Origin of the sequence: Zhongshania aliphaticivorans (genome assembly GCF_902705875.1) — a bacterium.
In the GTDB taxonomy this organism is placed as follows: domain Bacteria; phylum Pseudomonadota; class Gammaproteobacteria; order Pseudomonadales; family Spongiibacteraceae; genus Spongiibacter; species Spongiibacter aliphaticivorans_A.
In genome coordinates this window covers 2,003,696-2,022,125 of sequence record NZ_CACSIK010000001.1, presented here as the reverse complement: position 1 = coordinate 2,022,125, position 18,430 = coordinate 2,003,696, and the positions used below count along the sequence as shown (strand labels likewise).

General features: G+C 45.7%; 18 protein-coding genes. 13 read left to right on the top strand and 5 right to left on the bottom strand.

What is annotated here, in order from left to right; genetic code table 11:
- Positions 1 to 7 precede the first annotated feature (7 nt).
- The 5 genes from AELLOGFF_RS09220 (at position 8) to AELLOGFF_RS09200 (ending at position 3,891) form a co-directional block, all read left to right on the top strand.
- The gene (locus tag AELLOGFF_RS09220) at positions 8 to 712 is read left to right on the top strand and encodes a TIGR01621 family pseudouridine synthase (protein WP_235035646.1); all 705 of its coding nucleotides are present in this window, start codon (positions 8 to 10) and stop codon (positions 710 to 712) included.
- Between the two features lie 72 nt (positions 713 to 784).
- Complete coding sequence (locus AELLOGFF_RS09215) at positions 785 to 1,096, top strand: DUF2288 family protein (RefSeq protein WP_159268468.1); 312 nt, start codon at positions 785 to 787, stop codon at positions 1,094 to 1,096.
- Positions 1,093 to 1,392 (top strand): hypothetical protein, encoded by a 300-nt coding sequence (locus AELLOGFF_RS09210; protein ID WP_159268467.1) that lies wholly within the window; start codon positions 1,093 to 1,095, stop codon positions 1,390 to 1,392. The genes AELLOGFF_RS09215 and AELLOGFF_RS09210 overlap by 4 nt, the downstream gene beginning before the upstream one ends.
- Positions 1,393 to 1,405: 13 nt before the next feature.
- Positions 1,406 to 3,502: a GNAT family N-acetyltransferase gene (locus tag AELLOGFF_RS09205; RefSeq protein WP_159268466.1), complete on the top strand. Its 2,097-nt coding sequence runs from the start codon at positions 1,406 to 1,408 to the stop codon at positions 3,500 to 3,502.
- Positions 3,499 to 3,891 (top strand): HIT family protein, encoded by a 393-nt coding sequence (locus AELLOGFF_RS09200; RefSeq protein ID WP_159268465.1) that lies wholly within the window; start codon positions 3,499 to 3,501, stop codon positions 3,889 to 3,891. Before AELLOGFF_RS09205 ends, AELLOGFF_RS09200 begins: the two co-directional genes overlap by 4 nt.
- A 12-nt stretch (positions 3,892 to 3,903) precedes the next feature.
- On the opposite strand, the gene AELLOGFF_RS09195 is transcribed toward AELLOGFF_RS09200, so the two are convergent.
- A complete protein-coding gene (locus tag AELLOGFF_RS09195; protein ID WP_159268464.1) occupies positions 3,904 to 5,835 on the bottom strand; it encodes a B12-binding domain-containing radical SAM protein in 1,932 nt (643 codons plus the stop codon).
- Positions 5,836 to 6,033: 198 nt separating this feature from the next.
- Here AELLOGFF_RS09195 and AELLOGFF_RS09190 point away from each other — a divergent pair, with 198 nt between their 5' ends.
- The gene (locus tag AELLOGFF_RS09190; protein ID WP_159268463.1) at positions 6,034 to 6,459 is read left to right on the top strand and encodes an SRPBCC family protein; all 426 of its coding nucleotides are present in this window, start codon (positions 6,034 to 6,036) and stop codon (positions 6,457 to 6,459) included.
- Between the two features lie 20 nt (positions 6,460 to 6,479).
- On the opposite strand, the gene AELLOGFF_RS09185 is transcribed toward AELLOGFF_RS09190, so the two are convergent.
- A complete protein-coding gene (locus tag AELLOGFF_RS09185) occupies positions 6,480 to 7,748 on the bottom strand; it encodes a CinA family nicotinamide mononucleotide deamidase-related protein (protein WP_159268462.1) in 1,269 nt (422 codons plus the stop codon).
- 148 nt (positions 7,749 to 7,896) lie between these two features.
- Here AELLOGFF_RS09185 and AELLOGFF_RS09180 point away from each other — a divergent pair, with 148 nt between their 5' ends.
- Complete coding sequence (locus tag AELLOGFF_RS09180) at positions 7,897 to 8,283, top strand: hypothetical protein (RefSeq protein ID WP_159268461.1); 387 nt, start codon at positions 7,897 to 7,899, stop codon at positions 8,281 to 8,283.
- A gap of 234 nt (positions 8,284 to 8,517) precedes the next feature.
- Here AELLOGFF_RS09180 and AELLOGFF_RS09175 read toward each other — a convergent pair whose 3' ends face one another.
- Positions 8,518 to 8,751, bottom strand: a complete 234-nt coding sequence (locus AELLOGFF_RS09175) for a DUF2789 domain-containing protein (RefSeq protein ID WP_159268460.1) — start codon at positions 8,749 to 8,751, stop codon at positions 8,518 to 8,520.
- A gap of 87 nt (positions 8,752 to 8,838) precedes the next feature.
- The gene (locus tag AELLOGFF_RS09170) at positions 8,839 to 9,612 is read right to left on the bottom strand and encodes a glucose 1-dehydrogenase (protein ID WP_159268459.1); all 774 of its coding nucleotides are present in this window, start codon (positions 9,610 to 9,612) and stop codon (positions 8,839 to 8,841) included.
- A gap of 117 nt (positions 9,613 to 9,729) precedes the next feature.
- Here AELLOGFF_RS09170 and AELLOGFF_RS09165 point away from each other — a divergent pair, with 117 nt between their 5' ends.
- Positions 9,730 to 10,176, top strand: coding sequence for a hypothetical protein (locus AELLOGFF_RS09165; protein ID WP_159268458.1), 447 nt, complete (start codon positions 9,730 to 9,732; stop codon positions 10,174 to 10,176).
- A 75-nt stretch (positions 10,177 to 10,251) separates the two neighbouring features.
- Here AELLOGFF_RS09165 and gltA read toward each other — a convergent pair whose 3' ends face one another.
- Positions 10,252 to 11,535, bottom strand: coding sequence for a citrate synthase (gene gltA, locus AELLOGFF_RS09160; protein WP_159268457.1), 1,284 nt, complete (start codon positions 11,533 to 11,535; stop codon positions 10,252 to 10,254).
- Between the two features lie 531 nt (positions 11,536 to 12,066).
- Between gltA and sdhC the strand changes: the two genes are divergently transcribed.
- The 5 genes from sdhC (at position 12,067) to AELLOGFF_RS09135 (ending at position 18,412) form a co-directional block, all read left to right on the top strand.
- Positions 12,067 to 12,441: a succinate dehydrogenase, cytochrome b556 subunit gene (sdhC, locus tag AELLOGFF_RS09155; RefSeq protein WP_159268456.1), complete on the top strand. Its 375-nt coding sequence runs from the start codon at positions 12,067 to 12,069 to the stop codon at positions 12,439 to 12,441.
- Positions 12,435 to 12,803 carry a succinate dehydrogenase, hydrophobic membrane anchor protein gene (sdhD, locus tag AELLOGFF_RS09150; RefSeq protein WP_159268455.1) on the top strand — a complete coding sequence of 123 codons (369 nt, stop codon included), beginning with the start codon at positions 12,435 to 12,437 and terminating at the stop codon, positions 12,801 to 12,803. Before sdhC ends, sdhD begins: the two co-directional genes overlap by 7 nt.
- Before the next feature lie 3 nt (positions 12,804 to 12,806).
- The gene (gene sdhA, locus AELLOGFF_RS09145) at positions 12,807 to 14,579 is read left to right on the top strand and encodes a succinate dehydrogenase flavoprotein subunit (protein ID WP_200842630.1); all 1,773 of its coding nucleotides are present in this window, start codon (positions 12,807 to 12,809) and stop codon (positions 14,577 to 14,579) included.
- Between the two features lie 17 nt (positions 14,580 to 14,596).
- On the top strand, positions 14,597 to 15,313 hold the full coding sequence (locus AELLOGFF_RS09140) for a succinate dehydrogenase iron-sulfur subunit (RefSeq protein ID WP_159268454.1): 717 nt from the start codon (positions 14,597 to 14,599) through the stop codon (positions 15,311 to 15,313).
- 264 nt (positions 15,314 to 15,577) lie between these two features.
- Positions 15,578 to 18,412 carry a 2-oxoglutarate dehydrogenase E1 component gene (locus AELLOGFF_RS09135; protein ID WP_159268453.1) on the top strand — a complete coding sequence of 945 codons (2,835 nt, stop codon included), beginning with the start codon at positions 15,578 to 15,580 and terminating at the stop codon, positions 18,410 to 18,412.
- Positions 18,413 to 18,430 lie beyond the last annotated feature (18 nt).

Genomic DNA, 18,430 nt, shown 5'->3' with positions numbered 1-18,430 from the left:
GGTAGTCATGACGGCCGCAAAAAAGCTTAGTTATTTATTGTTAGAAAATAATGCGGATTACCTTGTTATTAATAAAGCTCCAGGCGTTAACCTGCATCGTAATCACCATGATGAGAGCTTATTAGATATCTTGCATCGAGATTTTCCTGGAGAGTCTTTGCATTTGGTACACCGGCTTGATGACGCGACGTCGGGTTTGTTACTCATTGCTAAAAATGTAAGTGCTGCCGCTGAATTTGGTCGTTTATTTGCTAGCAGAGAGGTTGAAAAATTCTACTTTGCCCTTGCTGAAGGCAAGCCTTCAAAAAAACAAGGAATGATTGTTGGCGATATTAAAAAGAGCCGAAGCGGTAGCTATTTGCTAAGTAGAACTCGCAGCAACCCTTCTATAAGCCAGTTTTTTAGCTACGCTCTAGTGGACGGGCTTAGGGGCTATTTATTGCGGCCTCATACTGGGAAAACCCATCAGCTAAGGGTCGTAATGAAAAGCTTGGGTGTTCCGATTCTTGGTGATACACGCTATGGACCTCGCAAGCAACAATGCGACCGTATGTATTTGCATGCAATGGCATTACGCTTTCAGTTCAATGGTTGTGAGCAGCTTTATGTTTGCCTACCCTCGCAAGGCGACGCATTTTTAAATGAGGATCTACAGGCCATACTAGAAAGCTGTAATCCACCATGGCATTGTAAATGGCCCAGCATACATTAACCCCTACAACTGGTATTAATGTTGTTAAGAGAAATAGTCAATTAATTGCTTCATAAAGAATAAGGCAGCAGTGTGAATTCAAGTGAATCTTCAGAACTTTTAATAAAGTTAAATCGTGAAACTTCAAAAATATTATGGAAAGATTTGCAGCGCTTTTATGCCCAAGGGGCAGTATTAGTTGTCGCGCCGGGCGTGGATCTAGTTGCTACTGCAGCATCTGTTGCAAATGATGAGGCTGAAGAAATTTCAGCGTTAATGAAAAATGAAAAATTAATAAAGGCAACTGAATACATTGCAACAACATGGTTGGCAGAGAATTGTGAAGTCTGGGCTGTGGTTGTTGCACCGTGGGTCTTGGTACAAAAAGAGCGGAATTTACCGTGATAAATACCCAGGAGAAGACGTTTGTTGAAGAGCTTGATGATCGTCTGCTGTCATTCTTTCGTGATCAATCTGAAGGCTTTGATATCCCACCGGCGGTTTTGTATCGTTTAGAAGGCTTTATAGAAGCTGGTTTAGTCTTGGGATTTATAAATCCAAAAGAAATAAAGCGGCGTCTTTATGATCTTGCAATACAGTATGGTGGCGAGGAAGCTGGTGAACTTTACCATAATGATGAGCGAATTATCCTCCATGTGTTAATGCCGGAAGCACCGGTTTATCCTTCAACTAAATCATGATTGATTCTCAGGCATGAGCAGCGCAGGCAGCTTAGGCGATTTTCTTCAGAAGTTGCGTGAAGTTGGCGAGCATAATGGTCACCGCTACTTATTGTTTTTGAGTGGTTCGCAGTCCTGGGCGAATGAGCAAATTGCTCGATTAGCATTGCAAGATAGTGAGTCATTGCTGGTTTCTGAAGACTCAATTGGATGCGTTAACCCCAAAAACGCGAAGCGCCAACTCGGTAAAGAGTTTCGATCTGTCATCATTAACGCGTATACATCGCAATCAGTGGATGATTATTTAGCCGCCGCTGGTACCTTAATGGCAGGTGGGGTTTTGATTGTCATTTGCCCAGAGTTCTCCCAATGGCCAGGTTATTTTCAATCAAACTCTGAGCACATAAAAGACAATAAAGAGTCGTTTTTTATACAGAGATTATTGTCGAAAGTACCGATGGCAGAGGGTGTGTATCACCTTAATGAAAATTCTTTTTTAAGCCAGCTTCCACAACTCCGTCTACCTAATAAACAGGCGTGCTGGCAAACAATCTTACCGAATCAGGACCAACAAGCGGCAGTAAGCGCTATTGTTAAAGTGGTAAAGGGGCGATCGTGGCGACCACTTGTTATTCGTTCAGACAGAGGAAGAGGTAAATCATCGTCACTTGGCATTGCGGTGGCCAAGTTATTTGAAATGGGTGCTTGCAGTCGGGTGGCAATAACAGCACCAGGTATAGATTCCGTGCATGCAGCGTTTCGGCATGTACAGCGTCTACTGCCGCAAGGTAAAAGTGTTGATAATTGTTTTACTTATCACCATGCAATATTGAAATTTCTACCGGCGTGTGAACTTGCTGCCAGTGGTGAGTGGGATCTGGTTTTAGTAGACGAAGCGGCAGCGCTGCCGGTGACATTATTGCACCGTTTATTACGTCGTTACCCACGGTTAGTATTTTCTACCACAGTACACGGCTATGAAGGCAGCGGCCGGGGATTCGATATTCGTTTTAAGGATATTCTTCAAAAAGAACGTCCCCAATGGCGACGTTGTGAACTTCGTATTCCCGTGCGGTGGTCAAATACTGACCCGCTTGAAGCGTGGTTGAATAGCGCTTTTTTATTAAACGCAGAACCGATTGCCGAGCCGGCTGGGGAAGACGTTCAAGTACGCATATTAGAACCAGATTGTTTGAAAGACGAAGATATACTCAGTCAAGTCTTTGGTTTGTTGGTGCAGGCGCATTACCAAACTTCACCTCGTGATTTACAGTATTTAGTCGATTTGTCGTGTGTTGTTATTGTCGCGGAAAGTCGGGGGATTATTGTTGGGGTATGCCAATTACTTCCTGAAGGAGAGCTTGCCCTGGAACTTGCTAAGGCGGTTGCCTGTGGTAAGCGAAGACCGCTTGGTCATTTAGTTGCGCAAAGGCTTACTCATCTTAGCGGAAATACTCGATATGCTCGCCTACCAAGCTATAGAGTCAATCGCATTGCAGTGGCTGCAGCTTTTCGGCGCAGGGGTGTTGGCGGTCGCTTATTAGATTTTGCAACGACTTACGCTCAGCAACAAAAAGCGGCATTTCTATCATCTAGTTTTGCAGCAACCGCAGATGTTGTTTCTTTTTGGCAGAAAAGTGGTTTCACCTCATTATGGTTAGGGAGTCGACGTGACTCATCTAGTGGCGCATATTCATTGATAGTCGGTAAAGGTATAGGGTGTGAATTGGAGACAGGTTTTACCAATTTACATGCGCAGTTTAGAGTTGATATACCCCTAACGGTTCGTAATGTTCACTCTCACTTAGACGCAGAGACCTTGATGGCTTTGTTGGAAGGGGATTATTCTGGTGATGGGCTCAGCGAAAGGGATCTTAATAATGTACGACGTTATTGTGTGCAAGAATTAATTTTTGAGCAGGCAGTTGCAAGTTTAATACGTATTTGTGTTCATATAAATTTTCGCTCTTCTGTGGGTGCTGAATTAGCATTCGAATTACTCTTATTTGGGCATGATTGGTCTAGCATCGCATCGCAATACAAGTTGGCAGGACGAGCGGAAGTAGAGCAACAATTACGATGTGTAATCAACCAAGCATTAATAAAATATGATGAACTGGAGGAAATATGAGCAGTATTTTTACAAAAATTATTCAAGGTGAGTTACCGGGTCACTTTGTTTGGGAGGATGAATACGCGGTTGCTATTTTGACGATTGAACCCATCCAAGACGGTCATCTATTGTTGATTCCTCGTCAAGAGGTTGATCATTGGGATGACCTACCTGCGGAGTTGGCTACTCACTTGATGAGTGTGTCTCAGTTATTGGCAAAGGGTTTGAAAAAAGTATTTCCCTGTCGTCGAGTGAGCATGATGATTATTGGTTTAGAGGTTCCGCATACGCATATTCATTTGCTACCTATCAACGATATGGCTGATGCAAATATTGCGAATGCGAAACGCGCTGATGATAGTGTACTTGCTGAGACCGCTAGAAAAATACGTGAAGCCCTTGCATAAAGCAGGTGCTTCTTATTGCTCTATTGGCTGAGCCGGTTTTATATTGGGGTGTATTATTCGAACTGTTTGTACCTCGGCTATTTGGTGTTGGAATTCACCTCTTAGCCATGCACCACCGTCAGGATCTTTTAATATAGTCCCTAGGCCGCCAGGACATTTTACCGCCACAGTTTGTCGGTTGCTGGTTTTGAGGTCATCGCTGCTAGGGATGCTTAAACAATCAAGTGCGGTTTTACAACTGATGGCGTCAAAAGAAAATTCGTAGTTAATTTCGCTCGCCTCTCCACAGCGTGGAGAAAGCGCATGATCTATGGCTAATATCTGTTTAGTTGCTGTTATTAACTGGCGATTATTTGTGCGCTTGAGGTGGTTAAGCACGCCTTGTTCGAGATGGGAATAAAGTCGCTCAGGTTCTTGTAAAATGGTTGTGAATAAGGTCGCACGATGCTCGTAGACGGTCATTCTGTCTTGTAAATTGATATCTGGCATGTCGGCTTGATATTCAGCACAAACTATTCTCAGTAGTTCACGAAGCAGCGGTGCGGTCGTTATTTCACTGTGAAGAGCAAGAAATCGAATGGCCAAAGGTATGATGTGGCCGTGCGCAAATAGAATGTGGGCTGTAATTAAGAAATAGCCTTCGATACCCTCATTGCGATCGAAGGTGTGACAGGCGACTACATACTCACCCTTTGCCTTGCCGTAGCCTGCGACGGGAATGGTTTCAATCTGGTATTCATTGCGCTTTTCATAAAATTCAGTACCTGGTAATAGCGTATAGGCAAAAATATTGAGGTTTGGGAAAGTTTTTAGGAGTTCATCTAGGTTACTTTCGAAATCCGCTAGGTTGTCACCGGGAAGCCCCCAAATAAGTTCAGCGGCAATGGGTACGCCTTCAATGGCCATTTGTTGGGCGATAGGGATGTATTTGTTTGCCGCCATGTTTTTACGATTGCTGAGTTCAAGAGCAAGGGGCGTTAGTGTTTGTAGCGCGAGTTGATAATGCGGAAGTAAGCCATTTTTATGCAGAAGCAGCACAATTTCTTGAACTCTAGGGCTGTGCTTTTTTGACCAAGAGGTTGCAAAGCTACTTGGTAATCCGGTTTTTTGTTTTAGCTCACAAATGAGTTGTGCTTTTTCAAGGTCTTCTTTGAGCGCACCAAAATTAGAATCTGCAAGCCATATATCTTTTATGCCAGCATCGACAATACGGTGCCAATCGCTGCGAACCCTAGTCATAGAAAACTGGTACATTTTTGACCCAATTGCCCCAGTTCCCCATTCACAAAATGCGCATTTAAAGGGACAGCCGCGGCTGGTTTCGTAGGATATTGAATCATAGAGTGGTTTGCCGTGGGCGTCTGTTAATTCAATGGCATCCAGTGGCGAGGGGAGTTCATCTAGGCATTTTCTGCGCTGACGCTCCTCCGTTTTTTTGATTGTGCCATTATCAAGGAAAGCGATGCCTTTGATGTGGGACCAGTATTTTCGATCTGGCTGATCTAATATTTCGGTAAAGGTGGATTCACCTTCGCCAAGAATAATAATGTCGATGGGGTCTTCACCAAGATAGTCTTCAGCTTGTTGTACATGAGGGCCACCAGCAATACATAGAACATTCGGGCATTCAGTTTTTATTTGGTGAATGAGGGCAAGAAATTCAGCCGCATTCCATGTGTACATGCTAAAACCGACAATGGCTTGATGGTGTGATTGTGAGGCCTGTCGAATAGCAGGCAAGTGTTTTTCTTGCCACGATTTCTGCCAGTTAACAATGCCCTTGTCATCCTTAAAATGAATGAGCTCAATATTATAGTGTTCAGTGTGCTTGCCGTATTGTTGGTAATACGCTTTTAGACCACCTGTGGTAGTTGGTGCAGCCCAAAATTGATCTGAATCCATGCTAAATAGCAGTACGGGGGTGCCAGTGGAGCCCTTTGTCATGTTGTGACCGCTTACTGAAAGGTTATTTATAATATTGAGTTAATAGCTTGTTACTAAAAGAGGGTAACAGTGTTTCTGGGTGTCGCCAATTAGCGTTTGCCTACATTGCCAAATGTTTAGAAATGGCTAGGCCATTCGGGTGAGGGTAGGACGGAGTATTATCAGGCATGCTGTAAAAAATAAGAGAGGATGCTTGTTATGGTAGAGGTGCATTTAGCACGAGAATTCAATGTGCCAGCCGCAGAGGTATGGGCATTGTTAGCGGATTTTGGCGACATAAATTGGGCGCCGGGTATTGATAAGATTGAGGTGATTGGCGGTGGTATTGGCATGACTCGCCGCTTGCATATTAAAGGTATGGATCCTATTGACGAAGTGTTAACGGCACAAGATCACCAAGCCATGAGTTTTGCTTATGATATTCCTCGTGGTGTTCCTATGCCAGTGAGTAATTATTCGGCGAATGCACAGGTTACTGCGCTGGATGGAAAGCGCTGTCGGGTAGATTGGTATGGCAGAGCTGAGCCAGAAAAGGTGACGGATAGCGATGCCGCGGCAATGATTCAGGGAGCTTATGAAATGTTGTTACAGTGGGTTGATGATTGGCTTACAGCAAGGGCATAACTGTAAGCCAGTGGCTGTCATTAACTACGGCGCCGTGTCATAAGTTCAGGTAGTCCTGGAATACCTAGGGTGTAACGCCTTAATAGGTCTAAGCCTAGCGCGGTTACTAAGGTTTGGAATAGATGGCGTTCGAGGGGGAGGAAAAACTTTTCGACACGAAGGTTTTCCTTGTTGCCCCATGCCATCCACACCGTCCCTACAGGCTTTTCTTCACTACCACCCTCAGGGCCTGCAATGCCGGTCACTGCAATAGCTAAGTTTGCACCTGTCGCTTTTAGAGCCCCTTCAGCCATTTGTCTTGCTACCGTAGCGCTAACCGCGCCGTCGGTAGCCAAGCTTGCCTCGCTAACCGCGAGTAAATTTTGTTTCAATTCATTTGAGTAACTCACTATGCCGCCAGGGAAAACATGAGAAGACCCTGCAACGCTGGTAATTTGCGCTGCGATATTTCCACCTGTACAGGACTCTGCTGTACAAACTGTTTGACCATTTTTATTAAGAGCCGCGATAAGTGCTTGCGCTAAATTAAGCGGCATGTCCCCGAGTAGGTGGTCGCCAATTAATTCGATAATGTGCTGGCGCCAAACGTGTAACTTTTCGCTAGCATCTTTGCCTCTGGTGGTTAACTTGACTTCGAGAACGGGCATGGATGCACGAAAGCCAAGCTCAACATCATTAGGCCAATTGGGGAGCTTTTTATTGACGAGTTCTTGTATCGACGACTCCCCTAGGCCAAATACGGCTAAGCGTTGAGTTTGAATATAGTCTGATGGAAACTGAGACGAAAGTAGTGGGATGATTTCTTCGTTCATCATTGCCCGTAATTCACTTGGCACTCCTGGAGTGGCAAGAATTAGGCAATTGCCGAGTAGCATTTTTATGCCCACCGCACTCCCGCGGGAGTTGGCAATGATTTGGCTGCCTGCAGGGAGCATCGTCTGCTTTAAATTTGATGCGTTTAATTTGAACCCACGGTGGTTGCACCATTGGGTTAAGTGGGCGAGGGCGTCGGGGTGTTCGCAGAGGGTGTTACCGCTGATACCGGCTAGAGCAAGTGAGGTCATATCATCGACAGTAGGGCCCAGGCCACCATTAATAATAAGGACTTCACAGTCATTAGCTAGATGTTGGATTTGCTGTTCAAGTAGTTTGAGGTCGTCACCGACTGTCACCTTCTTATCTATACGCCAGCCATACTCGGTGATTAGCTGCGCAATCATAGATGAATTAGAGTCGATGGTGTCGCCGGCCATAAGTTCGTTGCCGGTAAGAAGTAACTGCAGTTTCATAGTGTGATGAAAATCCTAGAGGCTAAAAGCTTGTGTTTTTTTCGCTGTATATAGTTCGTTTGAGATAAATTGATCTCTGCCATAGCATAGTAAAGATTTTGGGCCTTAAGCCCTAGTTTTTTGTTTGATGACTTTTTGAGGATGAAAAATGAAATCATCAGTAGGCATGTTACTTGCTGTCATCGTGGTGGTCGCCTTATTTGTTTTTGAATATTGGCAGTATAAAGATGAGAAGGCGTATAGAAGGGCGTTGAATACACAATTATTACATTTAACAGAGCGTATCAATGTCATTGATGAGCGTATCCAGGTTGCTAAAAATGAAATGGATACCCTTCAAGAGAAATCTATAGGTGGATTAATTGATAGCGCCAATGACGCCTTAATTCAGGGTTGGTCAGCAATGATTAGCTCTGTAGAGAAGGAATTAGAGCGCGCTAAAGAAGGGCTTAGTGCGCAAAACAAAGCACCATTGCCGAGCGATCCAGCGGCTTCGGCAAATTCTGCGCCCAGAGATGGTGCTTCCCAACATTGAGATGAGATACCCTTAATGCCTGAAATAAAACGTCCAGTTCAAGTGATAGAAGTGAATTATGTCTGTGATAAATGCGGACACGGGATGATGGTCGCTGCTGGTGATATGAACCCAGCAACTGGCGAAGTCCTGCATAAGTGTATGATTTGTAGTCATGAGCAGGTATTTAAATGGGTTTCTTATCCCAAAATTAGCTACATAGGCCTAGACGAGAGTGTAGGCTAGCTAGAAATGTTAGTAGCGCATTCGCGCGTCTAGCTCATCAACTAACTCTGCCCACTCGGCATCTATGTCTATTGACTCCTTCAGGAAGCTGGCTTGAGCTGGCTTCCAAAAGCTAGCTTCATGAATCTGAAGCCCTCTAGGAAGTGGCCGGTGTCTAACAATGAAGCGCTCTATCTCCTTGTCGTCGCTTGGCAAACCAAGTTGTTCAAAGAGTAAGTTCATTGTGTGTATCTCGGTGTCCATGGGTCCTCCGTGTGAGTGATTTTTCGTATAACCTAATATAGAAGAGCTTGAGAGCGCTTTCCAGTGTTTGTTTATACACTCTATATCCTAAGAGCTTGGTAGCATATTAAGCCGCAGCCCCGCTTGCCATCCACCGTCCACAAGAAACTCTGCGCCAGTTGAATAGCTACTTTCATCAGAGGCAAGAAATAAGCTCATGTTTGCAACCTCTAAGGGTAAACCTACTCGTGGAAGAGCGTGATTTTGATAGAACGCATTATCTTGCTCAGACGGCTCAGCATTAGTTTCTGCGCCGTGCATGGCGGTAAAAATGCCGCCAGGATGCACGGTATTTACGCGGATATTGTAGGGGCCGAGTTCAATCGCTGCTGACTTTGTCAGACCCCGTACTGCCCATTTGCTTGATACGTAGGCTGATAAGCCATTTTTGGCTTGGAGGCCGTCAATTGAAGAAATATTTATAATTGACCCGCCGCCAGCCTGCTTCATGGGGGCTATTGCTGCGCGAATGCCAAGGTAGCTGCCGAGTTGGTTAACCTTGATGACGCGCATATAGTCATCTGCATTGGAATCCGCAATGGATGCAGCGTGTAAAATGGCCGCATTGTTGACGAGTGTGGTAAGTGCGCCTAGCTGTGTTGATGCATTAATGAGTTTTGTCCAATCTGCTTCGCATGAGACATCGGCGTGAATGTAATGTGCTTTATGACCAAGTTCATTTGCGAGTTCTTCACCTGCATCGTCAAGTATGTCTGCGATGATGACTGTGGCGCCATGCTCAATAAATAATTTAGCGGTAACGGCACCCATGCCTCTTGCTGCGCCAGTGATTATGGCAACTTTTCCGGCGAGTCTGTTCATATTTGTCCCTTAGATATAGTCAGTTTTTATTCAGTTAATGTATACGCCACTTTTCATCTTCGCTATTGTCCAATTGGACGAGGTGGGTCGTGTCGTTTTGAGAGGGTGAAGCTAAGCATGTTGAAAATTCATTGGCTTATTATTTTTATAGCTTGGGTGTTGGTCTCGTGTGCGGATAAGGTTGACGAAGCTAGCAATAGTGAGAACAAGGTTGAAATAATAAGTACGACTGAAGATACATCTTCAGCTACCGTTGCGTCTGAATCTGTGCAGCCTCCAGCTGAGGCGGCTATACCTGTAAAGACAGCTGAACCAGTCGTTTTAGACCTGAGCTTACCAAAGGATATTCATACCAATGTTGAGGATTGGCAGGAGGATGAAGCGGGCCGTTATGGGGTAGGGGAGTGGTTTGATAAAAGTGACAAAAAGGAGGAGGGGCGCTTAAAAGTAAAGCCTAAACTACGTCTGAAAGAAGGCGCGGAATTTAGCAAAGATAGTAATATCAGTAGCTACGGTGAATCAGTTGATGGGGCTGAAATGGGTTTTGAATATAAAACGCGGTGATAGGTGTGGGTTTGTAGGTGCGATTAGTTTCTTGGAAGGTTAAAAAAGGCCGCTGATTTAGCGGCCTTTGGTTTTTTAACGCTTATCTAATGGTACGAAATCGCGAGTCGCAGGGCCTGTATACAGCTGGCGAGGACGACCGATGCGGTAGCTTCCGCTAATCATTTCGTTCCAGTGGGCGATCCAGCCAGGAGTACGTCCTAGGGCAAAAATTACAGTGAACATGCTAGTTGGAATGCCAATCGCTTTTAAAATGATTCCTGAGTAAAAATCGACGTTTGGATAGAGTTTGCGGTCAATAAAGTATTCATCTTCAAGGGCAATTTGCTCTAAACGTTTTGCGATTTTTAGTAGTGGGTCATCTTCCAAGCCAAGCTCTGCAAGTACTTCATCTGCAGCTTGCTTCATCACTTTGGCGCGCGGGTCGAAGTTCTTATAAACGCGATGTCCAAAGCCCATTAGACGGAATGGGTCATCTTTGTCTTTTGCTTTAGCAACGTATTCATCAATGCGTGATGCGTCGCCAATTTCGTTCAGCATATCGAGTACAGCTTCGTTGGCGCCGCCGTGTGATGGCCCCCAAAGTGCCGCGATACCGGCGGAGATGCAGGCAAACGGGTTTGCTCCGGTAGAGCCAGCTAAACGCACGGTTGACGTTGATGCGTTCTGCTCATGGTCTGCGTGTAATAAAAAGATTTTATCCATAGCCTTGGCTAACACTGGATTTACATTGCTTGGCTCGCAAGGGTTGCCAAACATCATGTGCAGGAAATTCTCTGAGTAACTCAGGTGGTTCTGCGGGTACATGAAAGGCTGGCCAATTGTGTACTTGTAAGTCATGGCTGCCAGTGTTGGCATTTTAGCGATAAGGCGAATAGCCGAAATTTCGCGGTGCTTCTCGTCTGTAATATCAAGTGAGTCGTGATAAAACGCTGATAAGGCGCCTACTACACCGCACATAATTGCCATTGGGTGAGCGTCGCGACGAAAACCTTTGAAAAAAGTACTCATCTGGTCGTTGACCATGGTGTGCATGCGAACTTTGTTAACAAATTTTTCTTTTTCGGCCGCGTTTGGCAATGCACCGTAAAGCAGTAAATAGCATGTTTCTAGATAATCTGAATGTTCTGCAAGTTGTTCGATGGGGTAGCCACCGTGAAGTAATATGCCTTTGTCACCATCAATGTAGGTGATTTTGGATTCGCAGGCTGCGGTGGATACAAATCCTGGGTCATAAGTGAAGTATCCGTTACCCGTCAGGGCGCTAACTTCGATTACGTCCGGTCCGATAGTTCCAGAGTGGACTTTAAGGTCCAGGGTTTTTCCATCGATACTCAGACTTGCTTTCTTGTCGCTCATTGGGACGGGCTCCTGTTACTTTCTTTAGCTAGCTTGTGGCGTTGGCTCCTTGTGTCTAGCATCTGGCAAGGTGTTGCCGTGATGTAACACGAGGAGTTCCGCTTGCGCGGGACTGACAAATATAGAGAGCTGAAATGTTTTGTCAACGGTGAGTGCATTTTAACTTGGTATTGATGAGGATGGAATTCTAAATATTCGGTTCTAAGCAGTTTTTATCATTTACGGGTAATTGAAGGGGCATGTTTCATGATTTTTTAAGCAGTTTGGGGAATTTATATGGCGCCATAATGGTGCGAAATAATACCTTAAGCTATTGATATTGGTGTTCTTTGGCGGGATGAACCGTCAATTGTGGGGGTTTGTAATTGCCTGGGCTTGGCCCTATAATGCGCGGCGTTTCTTAGGGACTTTGCGTGATTTTGACGCTCCCAAAGAAGCGATGCCGAATTGGAGAGTTCGGTATTTGATTGATCCACTCCCTTTAAACCGCTCGTAGTAAATGGGCCAGAAATTAAAAGTGTGGCAAAAACCGTGAACGATAAACGACCTGTAAATCTGGATATCGGGACAATCGCACTGCCGATTACCGCATATACCTCTATTTTACACCGCGTAAGTGGTGTGTTTCTTGTGGCGGGCGTAGCCCTGCTGTTTTGGTTGCTAGGCACAAGCCTAGATGGCCCTGAAGGCTTTGAGCAGGCGAAAGCATGTTTGGCATCTTTTTGGGGGAAGCTGAGTATTTGGGCGGTATTAATCGGTTTGAGCTACCACTCTGCTGCTGGTGTTAAGCATTTGTTTATGGATGCAGGCGTTGGTGAGTCGATGGAAGGTGGCGAAACTGCAGCCAAATTAGTATTAGCTGTTACAGCGGTGTTGGTCCTGCTGACGGGGTTGTGGATATGGTAAATTCAGTAACGAATCTTGGGCGCAACGGATTATCTGACTGGCTGGTGCAGCGAGTTTCCGGTGTGGTACTGCTGGCATATATGTTGGTGGTTGGTTTTTATCTGGTGTGTGGTGGTTCAGAGTTAACCTATGCACAGTGGAGTGGTTATTTTGATAGCACTTTTATGCGTGTCTTTAGCACCGCTGCGGTGTTGTCCATTGTTGCACATGCGTGGATCGGTTTGTGGTCGGTATCTACTGACTATTTAACTGAGCGAATGATGGGTGGCCGAGGCACAGTGTTGCGCTTGGCGTTCCAGGCAGCTTCGGCTGTTGTTTTGTTCACCTACCTCGTTTGGGGCATCCAGATTCTTTGGAGTTAAACAATGGCTAATATTCGTACTATCTCTTTTGACGGTGTAATTGTAGGTGGCGGTGGCGCAGGTATGCGTGCAGCGTTGCAATTGGCGCAGTCTGGTTACAAAACAGCAGTAATTTCAAAAGTATTTCCTACTCGTTCGCATACCGTATCTGCACAGGGCGGTATTACTTGTGCGATCGCGAGCTCTGATCCACAAGATCAGTGGCAGTGGCATATGTATGACACCGTAAAAGGTTCCGATTACATCGGTGATCAAGAAGCGATTGAGTATATGTGTCAGGTCGGCCCAGAAGCAGTTTACGAACTGGATCATATGGGTATGCCTTTTTCACGTACTGAAGAAGGGCGTATTTATCAGCGTCCATTCGGTGGTCAGTCGAAAAATTTTGGTGAAGGTGGTCAGGCTGCGCGGACTTGTGCGGCAGCAGACCGTACTGGTCACGCGCTGTTACACACCTTGTATCAAGGTAATTTGAAGAACAATACTGTGTTCTTCAACGAGTGGTATGCCACTGATTTGGTGAAAAACGAAGACGGCGAAGTCGTTGGTGTTATCGCTATTTGCATCGAAACTGGCGAAGTGGTTTACGTTAAATCTAAAGCCACGGTATTCGCAACAGGCGGTGCTGGTCGTATTTATGCCTCTACTACCAATGCGCATATCAATACTGGTGACGGTGTGGGTATGGCTTTGCGTGCGGGCTTCCCGGTACAAGATATCGAAATGTGGCAGTTTCACCCTACCGGTATCGCTGGTGCAGGTGTTCTTGTAACTGAGGGCTGTCGCGGTGAAGGTGGTTACCTAGTCAATAAAGACGGTGAGCGCTTCATGGAGCGTTATGCACCCAACGCCAAAGACTTGGCGGGTCGTGACGTTGTAGCTCGGTCAATGACCTTAGAGATTCTTGAGGGGCGTGGTTGTGGGCCAAATGGCGATCATGTTTACTTGAAGCTGGATCATCTTGGTGAAGAGGTATTAGAAAGCCGCTTGCCAGGTATTTGTGAGCTTTCACGTACTTTTGCTCACGCTGATCCTGTGAAAGAGCCGGTCCCAGTTGTACCTACTTGTCATTATATGATGGGCGGTATTCCTACCAATGTTAACGGTCAAGCTCTAACGGTTGATGCTGAGGGTAATGACACCGTTATCCCAGGCTTATATGCCTGTGGTGAGGTTGCTTGCGTATCTGTGCATGGTGCTAACCGTTTGGGTGGCAACTCGCTGTTAGATTTGGTGGTGTTTGGTCGTTCTTCTGGCTTGTTCATCGAGAAGAGTTTGCGTGAAGGCATTGAAATGAAAGATGCCACGGAAGCGAATATTGATGCGGCAATGTCACGTTTGAATAAGATCAATAGCACCACTGGTGGTGAAAGTGTTTCAGCTCTGCGTACTGAACTGCAAACTATCATGCAGAATCACTTTGGCGTCTTCCGTCGTGGTGACTTTATGCAAGAGGGTATTAAAAAGCTTGCCGAGCTACGAGTGCGCATAGAAAACGCGCATTTGGAAGACAAGAGCAATGCATACAATACCGCACGTATTGAAGCGCTTGAATTGCACAACTTGTTTGAAGTAGCGGAAGCTACGGCTATTGCCGCCGAGGCTCGCACTGAGAGTCGTGGCGCACATGCTCGTGAAGACTTCACCGAGCGTGATGATGAAAACTGGTTGTGTCACTCCGTTTACTTCCCAAGTGACAAACGTGTGGCTAAGCGGGGCGTTAACTTTACGCCTAAAACGCGTGAAGCTTTTGCACCCAAAATTCGTACGTACTGATTCAGGAGAAAACGGATATGTTGAAAGTTAGTCTCTATCGTTATAATCCTGAAACTGATCAGGAACCGTACATGCAGGAAGTAGAGCTAGATACTGCGGGCAAAGACCTGATGGTATTGGATGTTCTAGAACTGCTAAAAGGCACTGATCCGTCGTTGGCATACCGACGTTCTTGCCGTGAGGGAGTATGTGGCTCTGATGGTATGAATATCAATGGCAAAAACGGTTTAGCGTGTGTTACGCCAATTTCTGAAGCGCTAAAAAACGGCAAAGGCGGGAATAAGTTAGTTTTGCGCCCCTTGCCTGGCTTGCCGGTTATTCGTGACCTCGTTATTGATATGAGTCTTTTTTACAAGCAGTATGAAAAGATTAAGCCGTTCTTATTAAATGACACACCAGCGCCAGCTATCGAACGTCTTCAGTCACCTGAAGAGCGTGAAAAGCTGGATGGTTTGTACGAATGCATTCTCTGTGCATGTTGTTCAACAGCTTGTCCGTCATTTTGGTGGAACCCTGATCGTTTCATTGGTCCAAGTGGTTTGTTACAGGCCTACCGCTTTTTGGCAGATAGTCGCGATACCGCAACCGAAGAGCGCCTAGGTGATCTTGACGATCCTTTTAGTGTTTTCCGTTGTCACGGTATTCAAAACTGCGTCAATGTTTGCCCGAAAGGCTTGAACCCAACCAAGGCAATTGGTCATATTCGGAATATGTTGCTAAGCAGAGCAACCTAAGTATTCCCTCGGCATATGCCGAGCTATAAATTCTGCGAAGAAGTAAGTCCTGTGGCGTTGTTTACGAGCAGCGCCAAAAAATACAACTCGGTGCTTACCGGCACTTTATGAGCGTTAAACGTATACAAGGGAAGGGACGTTCCCTGTGGTACGAGTCGGCTCTGCAGCGTACACTGAATGTTGCAGGGCTACACAGGGTGAGAAGTGCCTTATCGGGCAATTATCATTCAGACTGCCACTTCCCTTATTTTTAGGTGGACAGGAATGCAGAAAAATTCGATGGAGCTTCTATGGAAAAGCTCACATATATCTGGCGGTAATGCGACTTACGTAGAAGAGTTGTATGAAGCCTTCCTCACAGATCCAAACGCCGTATCTGACGAATGGCGTAATTATTTCCAACAATTACCCCGCGTTAGTGAAAGTGCTATTCATGAGATTCCTCATTCGCCAGTGCGTGATCACTTTGCGCAATTGGCGAAAACCCCCATTCGCTATAATGGCCCAGTCAGCAGCGATGTCAGTGTTCACGAGCGCAAGCAAGTTAGAGTTATCCAGCTTGTTAGTGCGTATCGACAGCGTGGTCATCAAGAGGCTGAACTTGACCCTCTAGGGCTATGGCAGCGGTCAAGAGTGCCTGACCTTGAGTTGCAATATCACCAGTTAAGTGAAGCGGACTTCGATACCACCTTCCAAACTGGCAGCCTCTATATTGGTAAAGATCAGGCGACCTTGAGAGATATTTACGATGCGTTGCGCGCTACGTATTGTCGCTCTGTTGGTGCAGAGTTTATGCACATTGTTGATACCCGTGAGAGAACGTGGATTCAACAGCGAATGGAAAGTGTTCGTTCTCAACCACAGTACGGTCTTGAAGCTCGTACACATCTGCTTGAGCGTTTAAGTGCCGCAGAAGGCTTGGAAAAATCATTAGGCTCAAAATACCCCGGAACTAAGCGGTTTGGTCTTGAAGGCGGTGAAAGCTTAATTCCAATGATGGACGCTATTATCCAGCGCGCCGGTTCCTACGGTGCCAAGGAAATGGTTATTGGTATGGCTCACCGAGGCCGCCTTAACTTATTGGTGAACATATTAGGTAAAAACCCCGCTGAATTATTTGATGAATTTGAAGGCAAGGTTAAATATCAAGGTTCTGCAGACGTTAAGTATCATCAGGGCTTTTCATCTAATGTGATGACACCCGGTGGTGAAGTTCATTTAGCCTTGGCATTCAACCCGTCGCACTTGGAAATAGTATCACCCGTCGTTGAGGGTTCAGTTCGTGCTCGTCAAGATCGTCGAAATGACCCTATTGGCGATAAAGTTGTTCCAATCGTATTACATGGTGATGCTGCATTTGCTGGTCAGGGTGTGGTCATGGAGACATTTCAAATGTCTCAAACCCGTGCTTATAAAACGGGTGGTACCGTCCATATCGTTATCAATAACCAAGTTGGTTTTACAACTAGCTTGCAGGAAGATGCGCGCTCGACTGAATACTGTACTGATGTTGCTAAGATGGTTCAGGCGCCGATTTTTCACGTTAATGGTGATGACCCTGAAGCAGTACTATTTGTTAGCCAGTTAGCTGCCGACTTCCGTCAAGAGTTCAAAAAGGATGTTGTCGTTGATCTGATTTGCTACCGCCGTCGTGGGCACAATGAGGCTGATGAGCCCTCAGGTACCCAGCCTTTGATGTATAGCAAAATTAGTAAGCAAAAAACAACGCGTGAACTTTATGTAAACAAGCTCCTTGATGAAGGTGTTATCACCAAAGAGTTAGCGGATAAAATGGCAACCGATTACCGCCAGGCTCTTGAAAATGGTGAGCACGTTGCCAAGAGTTTAGTGATGCAACCCAATAGCGAGCTTTTTGTTGATTGGAGCCCGTATCTTGGTCACGCATGGGATGTTTCCAGCGATACGTCGATAGATACAAAGCTATTTAAGGAAACAGCGGACCTTGTGAATGCGATACCTGAAGGTATTGTTGTACAGCGCCAAGTTGCAAAAATTTATGAAGATCGTCGTAAAATGGCGGCCGGTGCAATGCCCATCAACTGGGGCTTTGCAGAAGTTCTCGCTTACGGCTCTCTGCTAAAGCAAGGCCATAAGGTGCGGTTAACCGGTCAAGATGTAGGGCGCGGCACCTTCTCTCATCGCCATGCTGTTTTACACAGCCAATCTGATGCGCGGCGTTATGTTCCACTCCAGAATATGTCAGAAGATCAACCTGACTTTTCTATTTTTGATTCTCTGCTTTCAGAAGAGGCTGTTCTAGCGTTTGAGTATGGTTATTCGACAACGCAGCCAGATTCGCTTGTCATTTGGGAAGCTCAATTTGGTGATTTTGCGAATGGCGCACAAGTTGTCATTGACCAGTTTATTAGCAGTGGTGAACTAAAGTGGGGCCGTCTATGTGGTCTTACTATGCTGTTGCCGCATGGTTATGAAGGGCAGGGACCAGAGCATTCGTCTGCACGACTGGAGCGTTTCTTGCAGTTATGTGCTGAGCATAATATTCAAGTGTGTGTGCCATCAACCCCAGCACAGGTTTACCACATGCTGCGTCGGCAGGCGATCAGACCCTTGCGTCGCCCGCTAGTGGTTATGTCGCCTAAGAGCTTGCTACGTCATAAAGAGGCGGTGTCTAGCATCGAGGAATTGACTCAAGGTCAATTCCAAAATGTGATTGATGAGACCGATGATATTGATAAATCTAAAGTTACCCGCATGATTTTATGTAGTGGTAAGGTGTATTACGACTTGCGTGCAGCACGCCGAGAGCATGGTAAAGACTCAGTTGCAATCGTTCGCCTTGAACAGGTTTATCCGTTCCCGTATGACGATTTACGTAATGCTATTGCCGGTTATCCAAACCTTAAAAAAGTGGTTTGGTGCCAGGAAGAACCACGAAATCAGGGTGCTTGGTATAACAGCCGTCACCGGATGACGAGAGTGATTCGTAGCTTTAAGCCTGAGAAAAATTTATTGCTTGGTTATGTTGGGCGTGAGCCTTCGGCATCACCAGCGGCAGGCTATATGGCATTGCACCTTGAGCAGCAAGAGAAATTTATTAAACAGGCTTTAAAACTTTAAATAATTAAAGTTTTAATC